Here is a 17803-nt window from a genome sequence, read left to right on the forward strand (position 1 = left end):
CAGTTTTCGGCCCGCTGATGGCCCTGATGCCGTACCTGCGGCGCTACGGCCCCCAGTACCTGTGGGGCATGCTGGCCGGCATTGCCTCGGTGGGGGTGGCCTCGCTGTCGCCCTACTTTTTGCGCCATGCCATTGATGCCATCCGGGCCGGGGAGGCCTACCTGGTCTGGGTCTGGGCCATTCTGGGCGCGGCGGTGGCCTCGGCCTTTTTCTCCTGGGCCAACCGGCAGCTTTTGGTGGTGGCCAGCCGCTACATCGAGCACGACCTGCGCATGGATCTTTTCAAAAAGGCCCTCTCGCTGGACAGCTATTTTTACAGCAAAAACCGCATCGGCGACCTGATGAACAAGTTCACCACCGACCTGGGCGCGGTGCGCGAGATGCTGGGCGGCGGTATCAACATGGGCAGCCGCCTGCTGATGTTTGTGGTGTTCGCCATTGTGGCCATGTACCTGGTGAGCGTACCGCTGGCCCTGGCCCTCTCCCTGGTCTTCCCTATCATTTTTGGGGTGATGTACTACGTGCTGCGCCTGATTGACCGGCGCTACCGCGAAAGCCAGGAGTCCTTCGATCGGATTTCCACCCGCGCGCAGGAGAACTTCTCCGGTATCCGGGTGGTAAAGGGGTTTGCCCTGGAAGACCGCGAGCTCGAGGCCTTCCAGGCCCTCAACAAGGACTACATCGCCAAAAGCCTGGCCCTGACCCGCGTGGACGGGCCGGTACGGGCCTTGATGGGGCTGCTGATGGGCTTTGCCGCGCTCATTGTGCTGTGGATGGGCGGCGGCATGGTCATCCGGGGTGAGATGACCGCCGGGCAGTTCGTGCAGTTCAACGCCTACCTGATGATGCTGGGCTGGCCCATTGTGGGCCTGGGATGGACGCTCACCATCTTCCAGCGGGGTTCGACGAGCTACAAGCGGCTGGAGGAGTTCTGGCGCGAACCGGCGCGGATTACCGAACCTAGCCCCCTCTCCCCCGCCCTTTCTCTCCCACCAAAGGAGAGGGGGGTGGCTGAAGATATTAGCCTAGCGGGAGAGGTCAAGTTTGAAGAGGTCAGCCTCGAGCTGGGGGAGCGCAAGGTGCTGGACGGCATCACCCTGACCATCCCCGAGGGCACCACCCTGGGCATCACCGGGCGCACTGGCAGCGGCAAGACCCTGCTGGTGAGCCTGATTCCACGCATCCTGGATCCCACCTCGGGCCGGGTGCGGGTGGGGGGCTACGACGTTCGGGAACTGCCCCTCACCACCCTGCGCAGGGTCATCGGGATGGTGCCACAGGAGCCCTTTCTGTTTTCCGATACCCTGGCCGAGAACATCTGCTTCGGGCTACCGGAGGTAGACCTCGAGCGGGCTATCTGGGCCGCCAAGCTGGCTGGGGTGCACGACGACATCATGGGCTTTCCCAAAGGCTACGAGACCTCGCTGGGCGAGCGCGGCGTCACCCTTTCGGGCGGGCAGCGCCAGCGGGTAGCCCTGGCCCGGGCCCTGGCCCGCAAGCCACAAATTCTGATCCTGGACGACGCCATGAGCGCGGTGGACACCGAGACCGAGTCGCGGATTCTCTCCGGGCTCAAAAGCGTGCTGGGACAGCAAACCACCCTGCTCATCGGCCACCGCACCTCCACCTTGCAGTACGCCGACTGGATTGTGGTGCTGGATCACGGCAGAATCGTGGAGGAAGGTACCCACGAGATGCTGCTGGCCGCAGGCGGCATCTACGCCGAACTCGACCGCATCCAGCGCCTGCAAGCAGAGGTGGACTAAACCCCCATGGGAAAGCTTCAGCCCCTGGCTCATCGGCAGCGAACAGCGTACCTGCACTTCCCGTGGAGGCCCCAGAATGCAGGAAAATTAGCGGTAGAGCACTTAGCAGAGCTGCGATCGGCCATCTGTACTCAACTACCAGCGGAGCCTTATGCACGAAGAAGAAGCCTTTAAGAAGAGTTTTGATGCCAAGCTGGCCCGGCGCATCCTGAAGTATGTGCGGCCCTACTGGAAGCAGGTGGGGCTGGCCCTGCTGGCGCTGGTGGTGAGCACCCTCACCGCCGCCTCGACCCCGCTTTTCCTCAAGTACGCCATTGACAACGCCATCGTGCCGCGCGAGGTGCTACCTTTGGCCCAGCGCTACGAGACCCTGCTGCTCATCAGCGCTGTTTTTCTGGCGGTACGGGTGGTGGACTTTATCGCCAACTACGCGCAAACCTACCTGATTAGCTGGGTGGGGCAACATATCCTCTTCGACCTGCGTTCGGAGATTTTCGCCAAGCTCCAGCGCATGCACCTGGGCTACTTCGACCGCAACCCTGTAGGCCGTCTGATGACCCGCATCACCTCCGATGTGGACGCCATCAACCAGTTCATCACCGGCGGGCTGGTGGGGCTGATTGCCGACTTCGCCCTGATGATTGGACTGATGACCTTTATGCTGGTGCTGGACTGGCGCCTGGCCCTGGTGGCCTTTGCCATCATGCCCATCTTCCTGGCCGTGACCACCTGGATCCGGGGTGGGATGCGCGAGGCCTACCGGGCCATGCGGCTGCGACTGTCCAGGGTTAATGCTTCGCTGCAAGAAAACCTGGCCGGCGTCCAGACCACCCAGCTTTTCAACCGGGAACCCAAGAACGAAGCGCAGTTCAACCTGCTCTCCGCCGATTTGCGCAGGGCCTGGGTGGAGATCATCAAATGGTTTGCCCTGTTCTTCCCCCTGGTGGGCCTCATGGGTGAGGTCACGGTGGCCCTGGTGCTGTGGTATGGGGGCGGGCAGGTGGTACAGCAGGCCATTACCCTGGGCTTGTTGGTGGCTTTCACCGATTATGTGCGCCAGCTCTTCCAGCCCCTGCAAGACCTTTCCGAGAAGTTCAATATCTTCCAGGCCGCCATGGCCTCGGCAGAGCGCATTTTTGGCCTGCTGGACGCCAAAGAAGAGGTGGCCGACAAGCCGGGGGCGATACCGGTCGAGCGCTTTAGGGGCCAGATTGACTTCGAGGACGTCTGGTTTGCCTATGGCCGGCGGGGCGAGGCCAAACCCGAGAGAACGGGGCCTGGGGAAGAAGGAAAAGAGGTTGAAGGCCAGCCAGCAGCCGGCCTCGAGGTGCTCGAGCCCAGCGCCCCTGAAGAGGGCGAGTGGGACTGGGTGCTACGGGGGGTGAGCTTCCGGGTGCGGCCCGGCGAGAAGGTGGCCCTGGTGGGGGCTACCGGTGCGGGCAAGACCAGCGTGATTAGCCTGATTGCCCGTTTCTACGATGTGCAGCAGGGTGCGGTCAAGATTGATGGCCTGGACGTGCGGGACTACCGGCAGCGCGACCTGCGCCGTGCCATTGGCATCGTGCTGCAAGACCCCTTCTTGTTCAGCGGCAGCATTGCGTCGAACCTACGGCTGGGCGACGAGCGCATTACCTTAGAGCGCATCCAGGAAGTGTGCGCATTTGTGGGGGCCGACGAGTTTATAAAGCGGCTGCCGCAGGGTTACGAGACCGTTCTGCACGAGCGCGGCGGGGGGCTTTCCACGGGGCAGAAGCAACTGCTGGCCCTGGCCCGGGCCATCCTGCACAACCCCGACATCCTGCTGATTTTGGATGAGGCCACCGCCAACGTGGACTCCGAGACCGAGCAAAAGATTCAGGCCGCGCTCGAGCGGGTCATGGAGGGTCGCACCTCGATTGTGATCGCTCACCGTCTCTCGACCATTCGCCACGTGGATCGGATTCTGGTCTTCCGCAAGGGCAAGCTCCTGGAAGAAGGCAGCCACGACGAACTACTGCAGAAGGGCGGCTACTACGCCAAGCTGTACGAGCTGCAGTATGTGCATGGAAGCGGCGACTAGAGGGCTTCCAATGCGTCGCGGTGGCGCTCGATGAGCACAAGCAGGCGGGAGAGCAGGGCTTTTTCAGCGAGGATGACCAGTCCTTTTTGCTTCAAGGGCACCAGCACCAAAACCCACTGCGGCAAGGAAATAACCGATAGCTGGGCCGACCGGCCCGATAGCTCGTTGGCTAGGCTGAGCAGGTCATCGAAAATCACCTGGGCGCTCTTGGGCGCAAAGGGCAGGCTGCCTGCCGCTATCCGCCCCGCCTCGATAATGGCTATGGCTTCTACGCCGCGCATCTGAAATTGCTGTAGCACTGAGGGCTCGCCTGTGGTTCTGGCAGGTTCGGTCTGGGGACTGGTCTGAGCCGGGCTCGGCGTTTCGAAGATGTCGAGCAAGGCCTCGAGATCCGCGCCCTTCAACTGCTGAAGCACACTTTGCGCTGCTTGATATTCTTGCGCTAGCTGAACCTCGAGGCGTTCAGCTTCCTCCAGAGCCCGCCGCACCTCCAAGAGGCCGCTCACCCCCAGACGGGGCAGGCGCTCAGTGGCAGATTGCAGGAAGTCGCAGAGGGGTTTGAGGCGCAAGGCTGTTTCGCCCCCCACCCCTTTATGGGTGTTGTAAGCCTCGAGCAAAGCCCCTATCCGTGCGCCCAGCTCGGCCCGCAGGGTTTCCTGGGCGCGGCGCAGGCGACCCAGAAGCTCGTGAATCTCTGTCAGGTCGGGCAGTTCGCCAGCCTGAAGATAGGCTCTGGCCTGGGCTACCTTTTCCTCGAGTTCTTCGCCGCCCAGGCCTTTGAGGCTACGGGCTACCGCTTCGTAACGCGTGAGTTCCTCGGCTATCGAGGCTCGACGGGCCGCCACCAAATCGCTCAGAGCCTGCTCCAGCGGGGCAGGGTCTGCAATGCGCCCCTGGGCCAGGGCCTGGCGGCTGGCTTGTAGGGGCTGTTTGAGTTCGATCAGAGATTCCTTGAGTATGCGCCCTAGGTGCTGGATGCGGGCCTCGAGATCATCCAGCTTGCTAGCGACCAACGTCTTGGCTCGCTCGGCCAGGGCCTGTACCGCGGACTCGAGTTCATCCAGGCTGCCCAATCCTTGCTCGATCTGCTGCATCAGGTGTCGCTTGTCGGAATCGAGGGGCTCGAGACTTGGCAAAGCCTGTAAGGTGGCCCGCAGGCCCATGCGTTTGAGGCTTTCTTCTTCGCGCTCTCGGGCCAGCTGGGACAGCAGCTCGGAAAGCTCCTGGCGCAAGGTAGTCAGGGCTGCTTCCGAGATATCCGGCGCGGCCAGCGCAGTCAGGAAAGACTCCACCTGCGCCCGTCCGCGGAAAGGCGAAAGGGCCTGTTCGGCCTCGGCGCGCAGGGTAGTCAGCGCGGCCTCGAGGCGAGCTTGACGGGCCCTGCTTTCACGGTGGGCTTTTTCTTCGAGCTCGAGGCTTTCCAGGTTGCGTTCCAGCTCGGCCAGCTCGTGGGGTATGCCACCCGCTTGTAAAGTTTCCAGCGTCACGGCCAGGCGGGCCTGGAGGGGGGCGGTTCGTTCTGGGGGCAGCTCGAGGCGGCCCAGTCGATCGGCCAGCCACTCGTAACGTACCCGTGCCTCGGTCAGGGCCTCTACATGGGTATTTTTGAGCAGCTCAGAAAAAGCGCCCAAACGCTCTCCTAGAGGGATACCAGCCGCTAGCTGGGCTTCCAGATCGGCCAGTTGACCGGCCAGGTTGGGCAGGCTCAGTACGGCGGCATACCGCTCCTTGAGCGATTCCAGCTGACGGGCATCCTCGGCCACTTCAATCTCGCGAATGCGCGATAATTGTTCGGTGGTCAGGGCTTCGAAGTCGAGGTCGATGATCAAGGCTTCGTCGTCGAAGCCATCGGCAGGCTCATCCAGCACCACCGGCGCCTCGATGGTGGGGTCTTTGAGCACCACTTGTGGCTCGGTCGGCGTTGCTATGGGCGAGGCATCCTCGATGGTGTCCAGGGTAATGGCCGCCTCGCTGGTAGGGTTCTGTACTACCGAGGATTCCACCAGTTTGCGCATATCCGCCGCCAGGGCTCGAGCCCGCTCTACCTCGGCCACGGCCAGGGTTTCTTGTGCGTGGGCCTCCTGGATAAGCCGGATCAGGTTTTCCAGGCGGCGCACCTTGGCCCCGCCCACACTCTGTACCCGAGACAGGTTCATCTCCAGCTCGGCAATGTCGCGGGTTTGACGCAACAAAGCCGCCTGGAGCTTCTCCTCGAGCTGAACCAGCACCTCCTGCCCCTCGCGCAACAGCGAGCGCACCGTTGCAGCTGCTGGGTCTTGCTTGATCACATTGATCACGCCGCGCAAACGCCCTACCTCGGGCCAATCAAGGTACAGGCTAAAGCGCTTGAGGCCCGCCTCGAGGTCGGCCAGTACCGCACTGGCATGCGCCGACATTGCCTCCGCTTTCGACTGAGCGGCTTTCTCGCCAGCAATACCCAGCTCCTTCAGGAGTTCTTCAATGCGACTGCGGGCTGCACCGGGGCTCATTTTGGCCTGCAGCTCGCGATAAACCAAGCGCTTGAGGATGGTCTCGGCCTGGGATGCGTCGAGCTGCTCTGGGCTGATACCCAGCCGGCGCACCCCCTCTTCCAAGACTGCCCGGGCACGCTCGCCCAACACCGGCTCGAGGGACTTACTGAGAGTTTGATACAGCGACAAGCCCTGACCTCCAGTCAAAACCATACGATTTCCCAGCCCAGTGTATAGCGAAAAGTAGGTGACGATGGTTCAAAACGACATTATGAGCACTTTCTAGATTAAGGCTAGCTCAATTTCTGCCCACAACAAGTCAGCGGTCAGCGCACCGCGGGGTGGGCAGCGGCCTCGAGCAGCAGACGGAAGATGCCCCATTGCTCGGGTAGCAGCTCCGGGTGCCACTGTACCCCCAGGTAAAACGGATGCCCCTCGAGCACCACCGCCTCTACAATGCCATCGGGCGCGACAGCCACCGCCCGCAGGCCAGGGGCCAGATCCTTAATGGCCTGGTGGTGATAGGAGTTAACCCGGAAGCGCGGTTCAAACAGCTTGCTGAGGGGGCTTGGCTCGGTCTGCTCGAGGCTATGCCCCAGCACCGGCGGCTCGGATTTCTGGCTGTGCTGCACGGTGCGAAACCCTTGCGCGGGCAGATCCTGGTACAGGCTACCACCCAGGGCCACGTTCATGACCTGGATGCCGCGACAGATCCCCAGGGTGGGAATGCCGTGCTGAGCAGTGTAACGAGCCACGAATAGCTCGAGAGCATCGCGCTTCAGGCTCACCTCCCCCATCTCGGGGATGGGCTCTTCGCCAAAGTGGGCCGGGTCTACATCCACACCTCCCGGCAGCAAGATGCCATCCAATTTTTCCAACAGCCCAGGCAGCTTATCGTCGGCCTGGGGAGGAAGTATTACAATGCTGGCACCCTGACTCTCCAGAGCCCTCAGATAGGGCTCGAGCAGGCCCCATATTTTGGTGCGAAAGAGTCCTTCTGCGTTACGCGACTGAGGGGTTACACCGATGAGCATGTCCCAATCCTACACCGCCCTACGCCCCGAGTTTAAAGAGGCCCTTCTGGAAGCCGCGACCCGCTTCGAAACCCCTTTCTATGCCTACGACTGGCTCACCACCCTCGAGCGCCTCGAGCGCCTACAAAAAGCCTTTCCACAGGCCGAGATTTTTTATGCTATTAAGGCCAATCCCCGTCTAGGACTCTTGCGGCGCCTGTTGGAGCGGGGGATCTTTGTAGAGGCGGTCAGCCTGGGTGAGGTGTATCGGGCCTACAGGGCTGGCTTCCGCCGAAACGAGGTGCTGCTGAACGGGCCGGTTAAAACGCCGGCTGTACTCGAGACCCTGGGCCGAATCGGTATCCCCATCCTGGGGCTGGATTCGCTGGTGGATGTCCAACGGGTGGGCCAGGTGCTACCCGGAGCCCGGGTGCTCCTGCGGATCAACCCCGATCTGCCCGTCGTTGCTCACGACCACCTGGCCACGGGGCGCGGCGAGAGCAAGTTTGGCATCCTGCCCGAGGACGTGGGACAGGCCCTGGAACTGGCCCACCAGAACCGCCTCGAGGTGCTGGGCTTGCACATTCACCTGGGTTCGGCCCTGGAACACCCCGAAGACTACCAGGCGGGCTACAGGGTGATGGACGAGCTTTACCGCACCCACGGCCCCTTTCCGGTCATGAACCTGGGCGGGGGCTTTGGGCTGGGCCTTAACCTGGCCGAGCTGGGAATGCAGGTTACAACCCTAGCCCAAAAGCATAACGCCGAGGTTTGGCTCGAGCCGGGCCGCTATTTGGTTGCAGAGGCCGGGGTGCTGGTCACGCGCTGCTGGGGCACCAAGCGCACCCGGCGCAACTACCTACTGATAGATGCTGGGATGAGCCAGCTCATTCGGCCCATGCTCTATGGCGCGGCACACCCGGTGGAGCCGCTGTACCACAACCCCCGTCAAGCCACCTACGATCTGGCCGGCCCCGCTTGCGAGTCGGGCGATGTGCTGGCCCGCGACGTCACCCTGCCCGAACCCAGGGAGGGCGACCTGCTGGCCATTCTGCAAGCCGGAGCCTACGCCAGCAGCATGAGCAGCAACTACCTCGACACGCCCCACTCCGCTGAGCTGTTGTGGACAGGCTATGGCTGGGAGGTGCTCCGCCAGCAACAGACACTAGATACCCTGTTGCAAGGCGAAATGTGAAAAAGAAGTCCCGGTACTTCAGCGCGCCGCTTCGGCTTTGCGCTGGGCCTCTTCCAGGGCCTGACGGGCCGGCACGTTGCCCTTGAGGGCTTTTTCCAGGGCTTCTTCCAAAAAGTTGCGCCACACCGCAAATTGCGGTACTCGAGGGCGCGGCTGGGCTACCGCAACCTGCTCGAAGGCCACCTTGCGGTAGGGGTTTTCGCGGTAGAAGGCTTCCAGCAGCGGCGTGGCCGATTTGCGCAGGGGCACGTAGTAGCTGGCCTCCACCCAGGTTTTGATGTTCTGAGGCTCCATCAAAAAGCGCCAGAACTCGAAGGCCCCGCGCTGCTGCTCGGCGCTGGCCCCGCGCAGCACCACCAGTTGAGCCCCACCCAGCGGCACTTTTCCGTTGGGCTCGCGCGGGATGGGGGCCACCCCCAGCTTGAAGGCAAAGGAAGCATTCTCGGCGGCGGGCCAGTTAGCAATCGAGGCCATCACCATCATGCCCTTGGTGCGAATGAAGTCGGTCTGGGCGAAAAAGCTCTCCGAGAGGTTGCGCACGCTGGTACTGCCCTCACGCCCCAGGCGTTGCAGGAACTCGAGCGCCTCCACCACCTCGCGGGAGGTAAAGTTGGGCCGTCCATCGGACGTTACCAGGTTGCCGCCCCGGCTGGTCACCTGGGCCTCGAAGGTCCAGGACTCCGAAAGGGCAATAAAGCCCTTGGAGGTACGGCTGGTCAGGCCCTTGGCCGCCTGTTCAAACTCGCGCCAGTTGGTAGGCACTTTTAGTCCCCTGGCCCGCAGTTGGTTTTCGTTGAAGAAAAGCACCGGGGTGGAGGTATTGAAGGGCAGCCCATAGCGGCGGTTGTTGATCAAGCCGTAGTCCCAGGCCGCCTCGAACAGATCGTCGGTAAAGGCTTTGGGCAGGGTACTGGTCAGCTCGTCCAGCGGCAGCACCACCCCCTCGGCCACCAGGCACGGGAACAGCAGAATCTCGGCCTGGAACAGCACTGGCGCACCACCCGCCCGCAATGCCGCCAGCAAGCGGGTCTCGCCCTCGCGGTAGTCGCCAATCAGGCGCGGGGTCACCCGGTAGTTCCGCTGCGAGGCATTAAACGCACTCGCAAACTGGGCGATCACCCGCTCGGCGGGGCCATCCATGCTATGCCAGAAAGAAATCTCGGTCTGGGCCGAAGCCAATCCTGCCATCAAAACCAAAGAAGCCATCCAACGCTTCACATCTTCCTCCTAGGCGTCACCCTATTCTATGCCCATAGCCGGATTGTCAAGGCGAATTGCATATGCGCCAAGATTCATCTCACACTCCCCTCGACCAGCCCATCGGCAGCGTGGGGGCCAATCCTCCAAGCTCGGTAAGCCGCTTTTTTGTGGGGAAACTCTAAAACAACTTTGCCTGCTATATTCCTACCTGGAGAGAAGCCCGTTTTGGTAAGGCTGGATGAAACGCCTCAGAGCTGGAGCGTACGATATGAGTCACCCATGGCGACAAAAGCCGCCCAAAAATAGGGGTTGGGAAAGACCGCGCGCACAGCAAGCTGTGCCTCACGCAATGCTGTGGCTATGGGCTGGCCCAACCGTAGATGGGTGTAAAAGGTGGTCATAAACTGAGCCGTAACATCGTCTCGAACCGGCCACAGGCTAGCAATCAGACAGGGCGCGCCAGCATACAGGAAGCCCCGCGTCAGACCCATCAGTTCGTCGCCGCCGGCCTGTTTGGTCAGCCCTGTTTCACAAGCCGAGAGCACCACCAATTCGGCCTGGAGGCGAAGGTTGTAAAGGTCGCGGGCCGTCAGCCATCCATCGGCCATACGCAGGCCGGAAAACATAGGGTTATCGGGACGGAACGCCCCATGGGTTGCAATGTGCAAAACCCCTGCCTGGGGCGCAGCAGCAAAGAAATTCTGCAAGGTAGCCTCGTCACCCACAAACTTTTGGGTGTTTTGTACAATTCGGCAAATCTGCTCCACCTCTTCAACAGCATAGGGAATGTTGGCAAGCGGTACACCAAAAGCAGTTAGGGGGCCTGTCTCGAGATAGCTGCGCTTACGACACAAAGTGTACACCGCCGCACTGGGGGCTAGAGAGACCTCCGCGCGATCAAGCAGGTACTGCTCACCATCGAACAAGGCGGCAAAGGGCACGGCGTGCAGCGCCCCATGCGGCACGATAATCAGGGGTTGGCCGGTGAGCTGGAGCGGAAGGGGTTCGATCAGCAGGTGGTACAGAGCCTGGAGGTGTTCGTCCACCGCGCGCCGAAGGGCTTCTTCGCCATAAATTTTGAGCATGATGCCGCCCTGCGCCACGCGGGTCAGAAAGAACTCGAGCTGCTCGAGGTGCTGCCGAGCCCGCTCAAGCGAGCCCAGGTTGCGCACCACCTCAATGCGCTTTTCTTCAATCAAAAAAGCTACCAGTCCGCGGTGCGTATTGTAGTACTCCAGCAGAACAGCGCCAGACTCGAGGGCTTGCCGCACATCCCACAAGCCAATACCCGGCACCTGCTCAAAGGCCGCGGCTTCTGGCTGAAGGCGCTCGATCTCGCGAACAAGCTGCGTAATCCGATGCTCGAGGCTCACCATTTTCTCCCGCTGGCTGCTGCGGATCCCCGAGGTTTCCGTTTCCAGGATCAGGAGATACTGGTTCAATTCCTGGCGCGTCTGGGCTAGCTCCTGTTGCAGTCGTTCTATTTCAGGATCAAAAAGGGTTTGGGGCTGTTCACCCCTTTGGGCCAGCATGTCTACCAAAGCCCGTGACTTGGCCCGCTCGGCGTATTCAAAGGCTTCGGGCAGGCGCTGTTTATCCAGCAGCAGCTCGACCAAGCAGTCGTACACTTCCAGCTTATCGCCCAGGTATGCCGACTTAAACTCGTCCACCCTCAGGCTTACCCGCATGCTCTCGAGGCGCTCGATGGCTTGTTTAAAATGCAACTCGGCAGCTTGCGTGCGATTCTCCAGCAGGGCCATCTGGCCCCGCAGGCGTTCGATGCGAATGGTGAGATCGGGAATATTCAGCCCCACCATCAGCGAGACCGCTTCCTCCAGATAGCGTCTGGCCTCGGTATGGTTGCTCAGGCTCAGCAAGGCCTCGGCCATAACGCTCAGACCCAGGGCCTTGGCCGAGGGGATCTCGGTCAAGGCCTCGAGGGCCCGCCCCACCACCAGCACCGCCTGCTCCAAGGCCTCGACCTGACCCTTACGGCCCGACTCCAAAAACAAAGACGCCACCGCTACATCCACTAGGGCAACCTGGATGACATTGTCCAGCACCAGCCAGCCCGCCCGCGCACGCTCTAGGGTCTGCCGGGCTTCCTCGAGCTGGCCTTGCTTGGCCTGTGCACCACCCAAGGTGGTCAGGGCTTCGGCCAGTTCCTTCTGCATCCCCCGTGCAGAAAAGAGCTCCACCAACACCCGAGAAAGTTGAATGGCCTCGGACAGCAGGTTGAGGTCGAGGCAAATACGGGCTTCCTCGAGCTGGGCAAAAGCAGCGTTGGGGTAGTCTTCCAGGTTCCCATACATGAGTCGAACCCGGCTCAGAAGATCGAGGGCCTGGTTCAGGCGGCCCTGCTTGCGGTGCAGCAGGGCCAGCTTGACGCTGTTTCCGATAAAGTCTTCGGTCTGGTTGTGGGTACGAAAGATCTCCAGCGCCCGCTGGTAGTGCTCTACGGCCTCGGAGTAGCGATCCTGGGCCTCGTAAATGAGGGCCAGGTTGCTGTGGGCCTTGCCCTGCCCAATTAAATCACCCAGCCGCTCGAGCTGTTCCAGCGCATACCGCACAGCCCCTTCGGCCTCGAGCATGCGACCCGAGCGGTAATGGATAATGCCGATATTTATGCTGACCAGCGCTGCATCGTGCAGCAATTTCAGATCGATAAAAGCTTCGCGAATCTGTTCTGCCAGGGCTAGAGCACCAGCCATGTTGCCCGTAATGGCCAGGGCCTGAATTTCTCGCATGCCCGCGCGGGCCGCATCTTCTTTGTGGCCCAGACTTTGCAGACCCTGGCGGGCCTCCGCGTAGTACGGCAATGCTTCGGTAAACCGTCCCCGCACAGTAAGACCAACTGCATAGGCCCAAAAAGCCAACCAACGCGCTCGAGCATCCCGCACATAAGCTGCTATCTCCAATGCCCGCTCGCCCGCTTGCAGGGCCCTGGCTGTATCCACATCTTTATGGCGATCAACCTCGGCTTTGAGGGCTTCAATCAGGTGAGCGTACTCGGCCTCGGATGTAAGCTGTTGCAACCAGGCCTGTCTCCTAGCCGGATCGGGCTCGTTCATAATGTATTGGGCCAGGTCGTAAGGGGTCATGAATATCGCGAATTCCAGAGCAAATTACAAATAAATCGATACAAATAAATCGATCCGTGCTCACTTAAAGTTCCCGTAGCAGCTCGTACCAGGTGTGAGTCCTGCGGATTGTAAAAGCTATAGCGGCCTTCGCTTCTTTACTGAAGCGTGTTCTAAGCTGCCGATTGATCACTTAGCCATACCCTCAGAGAGTATAAGGCCTCTACTACTCCGGGATCAAAGCGCTGGTGGGCTTGCGCAACAATCTCCTCTAAGGCTTCCTCCGGGCTTCGGGCAGCCCGTCCTTCTGCCGGCTGGGTGGCTGTGATGTAGTGTAAAGCCACCTGCAGTACCCGTGCCGCTCGCGGAATCGACTCGCTCAGCAATTCCCGGGCATCCCAGGGGCTCTGAAGATACATCAACACCCTTGCAGCCTCGCGCAGCAGGGCTTCAGGGAGCTGTGCTTCCGTCGTCGGCATGGCCCGCCCCAGGGCCAGCTCGAGCAGATAGCAACTGGCCTGTAAAACCTGCTGCTCCTCCCAGTCCAGTTTTAGCACCTGCGCCAGGCGGTCAGCCAGGCGAAACAATGGGGTATCCAGCTGTAGGCCCCACTGGGCTGGCTCGAGTCCGGGTGCAAATAACGGAGTGCGACCCTTGCGCAAGGCTTTGTCTTTGTACATCTGATCGTCGGCCCGTCGCCAAAGGTTTTGGGCGTCGGTGACCTCGGTTGGGAAAACCGCATAGCCAAGACTCACTTTTAGATATGTACTGTCCGAAACTCGAATCTCCTCTAGCAAAGCTCGGTAGCGCTCGGCAATGCGCTGGGGATCCAGGTTGCTCGAGCCCTCGATTAGCAGAGCAAACTCGTCGCCCCCCAGGCGGTAGGCCCGGTCGCCGGCCCTGGCCCTGGCGCGCAACACTCCGCCCAGCCGCACCAGCAGATGATCGGCGTGAATATGGCCATAGGTGTCGTTGATGGACTTGAACCCATCCAGGTCGAGCAACATCAGCACCACCATCCGGCCATTGGTTCGGGCGGTCAGCTTTTCCAGGTCGCGCTCAAAAGCCCGGCGGTTGCCCAGGCCCGTCAAGGGGTCGGTGTAGGCAGCCCAGGCCAGCTCGCGCCGCAAGGCCCACTCAGCCCGCACGACCCCAATGGCCGCTGCCATATCACCCAGCAGTTCTTGTGTCTGGGCGTCGGGCAACCAGTGTCGTTGGGTGCTGAACAGCAGCAGTGCGCTGGTTTCGCTGCTCTGGCGCAGAATGGGCAGGATAAACAGGCTACGCAGCCCAGCTTCGAACAGTTCGGGGCGCCGGTTGGGGTAGAGGTCGTAGCGCGGTATGCCCACCTGCTGGCCGCTGCGCAGACGCTCGCCCAGCTGGCGGGTAATGGCCGCCTCCACCACCAGCCCCGAGCCCCAGCCGGCCTGGGCGATGGTGCGGATAGCGTGTCCTTCAAACACAATTAGGCGTGCGCCTTCGGCCCCGGAAAGCCGGGTGGCTTCCTCGATGGCATCCTGCAAGACTAGCTCGAGCGGTTGTTCGCGTGAGGTTTGTAGAAGAGCATTGATGGCCGATAGCCAGAGCGCTTTCCGCTCGGCTTGCTCACGCAGATACACCTCGCGCAGAATTGGCGCAATTCCCGAAACAAACTGCCCCACCCAGCCAGCCTCGTCCGGGCCAAGGTGCTGGGCCTGTGCATGGAGTTGCAACACCGCCCACACCTGCCGATCCGCCACCAGGGGCAGGGTTAGGTTGGCTGGCGGCTCCTCTACCGAGAGCCCGGCAGGCTGCAGCCCCAGAACCCGCTCCAGGATGTGCTGCTGATTGTCAAGGTGGGCTACCCCACCCTGCCAGTCTTCCGCTGAGCCCAAGTAGGCCGACTTGAGGGAAGACTCCAGCACCTCCTCGAGGCTTCCTTTTGGCACACCTCGAGCAGCCTGCAAATAAAATTGATGGGGGCCCTGGCGAACCCAAAAAAAGGCTTGCGCTATCCCCGGTAGTTCGTGCAGCAGCTCGTCCAGGGTCAGCTCAAAGGATGCTGTTGTACTGCCCTTCAACAGACGGTCAATCAGGGCGGCAGGAACCGCAGGGCGTGCTTTATTGGCTCTGGCACCCGAGGGTACTCGAGGCAAGCGCAAACGGCGCGGCAAACGTTCTTCAGACATACTAGTACCTTTGTCAGACAATTCGCTTGAAGGTGTTTATCAAGTATCAGAGCGCGGGATGGTATACCAAATTCCGGTTGCAGAGGCTTTGGAGAAAATCAAGGTATATCCAGCGAACGCACTACAAACGAATGTCCGCCCAGGTGCATCTCGAGGCGGCAGACCCCACCAGCAGGAACCCGAAAATGCCAGGCTCTCATGGCCCCCAGCTCGGCATCCTGCAGCACCTCCTGGTTTTCGGCCACCAGCCGAACCCTGCCTTCCAGGGGGTTGGGTGTCAGCAGTTTGCCCATCAGAAGCGGCCCCGACCCATCTATCTTTAGGCTCAAGTCGAGGTAGAGATTGTCCAGCTTGTACAGGCGGTTCCAGGATTCGCAGGTGCTGTGGCTGCCAACTATAGCGGGTGCGCTGCGCGAGTACATAATCAAAATAGCTTCACCATACTGGGGTATTGTATCTGGTGTCATACTGGTTTCTCCTAAGCATCTACGCCATCCACCAATGGCTGTTCTCACAATAAAAACCATTCTCAGGTTGGAGGGTACATATAACCGTTACGCGTAAATGTCAAGCTCCTCACGTCCCAGATGAGCTTCAATACTCCACAGGCGACCGTGAAACCCTTTGCAGGCGAACACGGCTTCAAGGTTGCTCGCAATGGTTAGCCAGGCACATGGTCTTTTTGGAGGGCAGTGTTAGGATTGAGGGCGATGAACGCGGTTTCTTCCTCCGCTGGGACTTGGCGATATGCGCCCGTGCGCGACCCCAGGCTACTTCCGATTGTTGAAAAAGTAGAGGCTGGCGAGCGCCTCACCTTCGAAGAGGGCCTGGTGCTCTACCACACCCCGGACTACAACACCCTGATGCGCTTAGCCAACCGGGTGCGCGAGCGCAAACACGGCTCTAAAACCTACTTTGTGCACTCGCTGCGGCTCGAGTTCACCAACATCTGCTATGTGGGCTGTACTTTTTGTGCTTTTGCTGCCCGAAAAGGCGAGGCGCGGGCCTGGGATTATAGCGTGGAAGAGGTGATAGCCAAGGTACGGGAGAAGTGGGAGCCGGGCCTGACCGAGCTGCACATGTCCAGCGGCCACCACCCCAACCGCCCCTGGAGCTACTACCCCCAGATGGTGCGGGCTCTGAACGAAAACTTCCCCGGCATTCAGGTCAAGGCTTTCACCGCCGCCGAGATCGAGCACCTCTCGAAAATCAGCAAGAAGCCCACCCTCGAGGTGCTGCGCGAGCTCAAGGAGGCCGGCCTGGTAGCCCTGCCGGGCGGCGGGGCAGAGATCTTCGCCGAGCGGGTGCGCAAGCAGATCGCCAAAAACAAGGTCAAGGCCGAAAAGTGGCTGCAAATCCACCGGGAAGCCCACAGCCTGGGCCTGCGCACCAACGCCACCATGCTGTATGGGCACATCGAGACCCTGGAAGAACGCCTCGACCACATGGACCGGCTGCGCCGTCTGCAGGACGAGACCGGTGGCTTTTATAGCTTTATCCCCCTGGCCTTTCAGCCCGACGCCAACGCCCTGGCCTTCAACCTGGGCAAGACCGAGTTCACCACCGGCCTCGACGACCTGCGCAACCTGGCGGTGGCCCGGCTTTACCTGGACAACTTCGACCACATCAAGGGCTACTGGGTGATGATCTCCTCTGACCTGGTGCAGGTCTCGCTGGACTGGGGGGTCTCGGACATCGACGGCACCATCATTGAGGAACACATCGCCCATGCCGCGGGGGCCACCTCGCCACTGGGGCTCTCCCGCCAGAAGATGGTGCAGCTCATCCAGGCCGCCGGGCGGATACCGGTAGAACGAGATGCGCTGTACAACGAGCTGCGCGTCTTCGAGGCGCCCATTGCCAGCGGAAACCGCGCCCCCCGGGCGGCCGCCCACTAGACCCCCGACCTCAACACCGCTATGTACATCCTGGGTGTTCCCCGTTACGCCAACACCGCGCCGCTCTATCACTTTCTGGAGGAAGGGGATGGCGTAGCTTTTCGCTACGGCGTACCCACCGAGCTCAACCGCTGGCTACTGGAGGGCACAGTGGACCTGAGCCTGGTCTCGTCGTACTTTTACCTCGAGCACGCCCACCAGCTACGCCCCCTGCCCGACTTTAGCGTGGCCGACCTGGGGCCGGTGTATTCGGTCAATTTATTTCACCGCATCCCCTGGAAAGATCTAAAACGCATTGCCCTGACCATCGAAAGCGCCACCTCGGTGCGGCTTTTGCAGTACCTGCTCGAGGCCGATGGCATCCAGGCCCAGTACACCCCGGCGCAGGGGGGCCTGGAGCTGCTGGAGCAGTACGACGCTGTGCTCCTGATCGGCGACCGGGCCATCACCACCTACTACGGCCTGCTTTCTGTCATCCCCGAGTCGGTGCACCAGGTTCCCAACCAGATCGAAGGCATCCGCATCACCGACCTGTCGATGAAATGGTTCGAGCGAACCCGGCTGCCCTTTGTGTTTGGGGTCTGGGTCACCCGCAACAATGCCCCACCCCCCCCTGAGGTTGTCCGCCGGCTGCGGGCTGCTCGCTCACTGGGGCTGGGCAACCTGGCCGCTGTGGCCGGTACCGAGGCCCAGCGCCTGGGCGTACCCGAGCGGCTGATGCAGCACTACTTGTGGAACTTCCGCTACCACCTCGAGGCCCCCGACCGGCTTGGCTTACAAACCTTTGCTCAAGCGGTAGGTCTGCCTTATCCCGACGACTACTGGGAGGTATAAAGCGGCAGTTGTGGCCTTTGTAACCCAATGCAGCAGAATCCCGACTAAACTACTATACATTCTTGGATACAAGACCTATACTCTTATTGCGAGTGATTCGCATTAAGAGTTCTAGGCCA

11 protein-coding genes are annotated in these 17803 nt (G+C 61.1%); 5 read left to right on the forward strand and 6 right to left on the reverse strand.

Annotation, left to right across the window (positions count from 1 at the left end; all coding sequences use genetic code 11):
- Positions 1–26: 26 nt before the first annotated feature.
- A complete protein-coding gene (locus Q0X18_RS09085) occupies positions 27–1766 on the forward strand; it encodes an ABC transporter ATP-binding protein (protein WP_297563056.1) in 1740 nt (579 codons plus the stop codon).
- A 151-nt stretch (positions 1767–1917) separates the two neighbouring features.
- The gene (locus tag Q0X18_RS09090) at positions 1918–3825 is read left to right on the forward strand and encodes an ABC transporter ATP-binding protein (protein WP_297561289.1); all 1908 of its coding nucleotides are present in this window, start codon (positions 1918–1920) and stop codon (positions 3823–3825) included.
- On the opposite strand, the gene Q0X18_RS09095 is transcribed toward Q0X18_RS09090, so the two are convergent.
- Positions 3822–6485, reverse strand: a complete 2664-nt coding sequence (locus Q0X18_RS09095; RefSeq protein ID WP_297561292.1) for a hypothetical protein — start codon at positions 6483–6485, stop codon at positions 3822–3824. The two genes, Q0X18_RS09090 and Q0X18_RS09095, sit on opposite strands and share 4 nt — an antisense overlap.
- Before the next feature lie 137 nt (positions 6486–6622).
- Entirely contained in the window at positions 6623–7330 is a 708-nt protein-coding gene (locus tag Q0X18_RS09100) for a gamma-glutamyl-gamma-aminobutyrate hydrolase family protein (RefSeq protein WP_297561295.1), read from the reverse strand.
- On the opposite strand from Q0X18_RS09100, the gene lysA reads away from it, so the two are divergent.
- Positions 7329–8504, forward strand: a complete 1176-nt coding sequence (gene lysA / locus Q0X18_RS09105) for a diaminopimelate decarboxylase (RefSeq protein ID WP_374707511.1) — start codon at positions 7329–7331, stop codon at positions 8502–8504. The two genes, Q0X18_RS09100 and lysA, sit on opposite strands and share 2 nt — an antisense overlap.
- Positions 8505–8522: 18 nt before the next feature.
- Here the strand turns inward: lysA and Q0X18_RS09110 are convergent, their stop codons facing one another.
- The 4 genes from Q0X18_RS09110 to Q0X18_RS09125 form a co-directional block, all read right to left on the reverse strand.
- Positions 8523–9710, reverse strand: a complete 1188-nt coding sequence (locus Q0X18_RS09110) for an ABC transporter substrate-binding protein (RefSeq protein ID WP_297563057.1) — start codon at positions 9708–9710, stop codon at positions 8523–8525.
- Positions 9711–9952: 242 nt separating this feature from the next.
- On the reverse strand, positions 9953–12805 hold the full coding sequence (locus Q0X18_RS09115) for a CHAT domain-containing protein (protein WP_297561299.1): 2853 nt from the start codon (positions 12803–12805) through the stop codon (positions 9953–9955).
- Positions 12806–12957: 152 nt separating this feature from the next.
- Positions 12958–14952 carry a diguanylate cyclase gene (locus Q0X18_RS09120; RefSeq protein WP_297561301.1) on the reverse strand — a complete coding sequence of 665 codons (1995 nt, stop codon included), beginning with the start codon at positions 14950–14952 and terminating at the stop codon, positions 12958–12960.
- A gap of 98 nt (positions 14953–15050) precedes the next feature.
- Entirely contained in the window at positions 15051–15419 is a 369-nt protein-coding gene (locus Q0X18_RS09125; protein WP_297561304.1) for a hypothetical protein, read from the reverse strand.
- Positions 15420–15662: 243 nt separating this feature from the next.
- On the opposite strand from Q0X18_RS09125, the gene mqnE reads away from it, so the two are divergent.
- Positions 15663–16850 carry an aminofutalosine synthase MqnE gene (mqnE, locus tag Q0X18_RS09130; RefSeq protein ID WP_297561307.1) on the forward strand — a complete coding sequence of 396 codons (1188 nt, stop codon included), beginning with the start codon at positions 15663–15665 and terminating at the stop codon, positions 16848–16850.
- Between the two features lie 21 nt (positions 16851–16871).
- The gene (locus tag Q0X18_RS09135; protein WP_297561315.1) at positions 16872–17684 is read left to right on the forward strand and encodes a menaquinone biosynthetic enzyme MqnA/MqnD family protein; all 813 of its coding nucleotides are present in this window, start codon (positions 16872–16874) and stop codon (positions 17682–17684) included.
- Positions 17685–17803 lie beyond the last annotated feature (119 nt).

It is taken from the genome of Meiothermus sp. (assembly GCF_026004075.1).
GTDB lineage: Bacteria > Deinococcota > Deinococci > Deinococcales > Thermaceae > Meiothermus.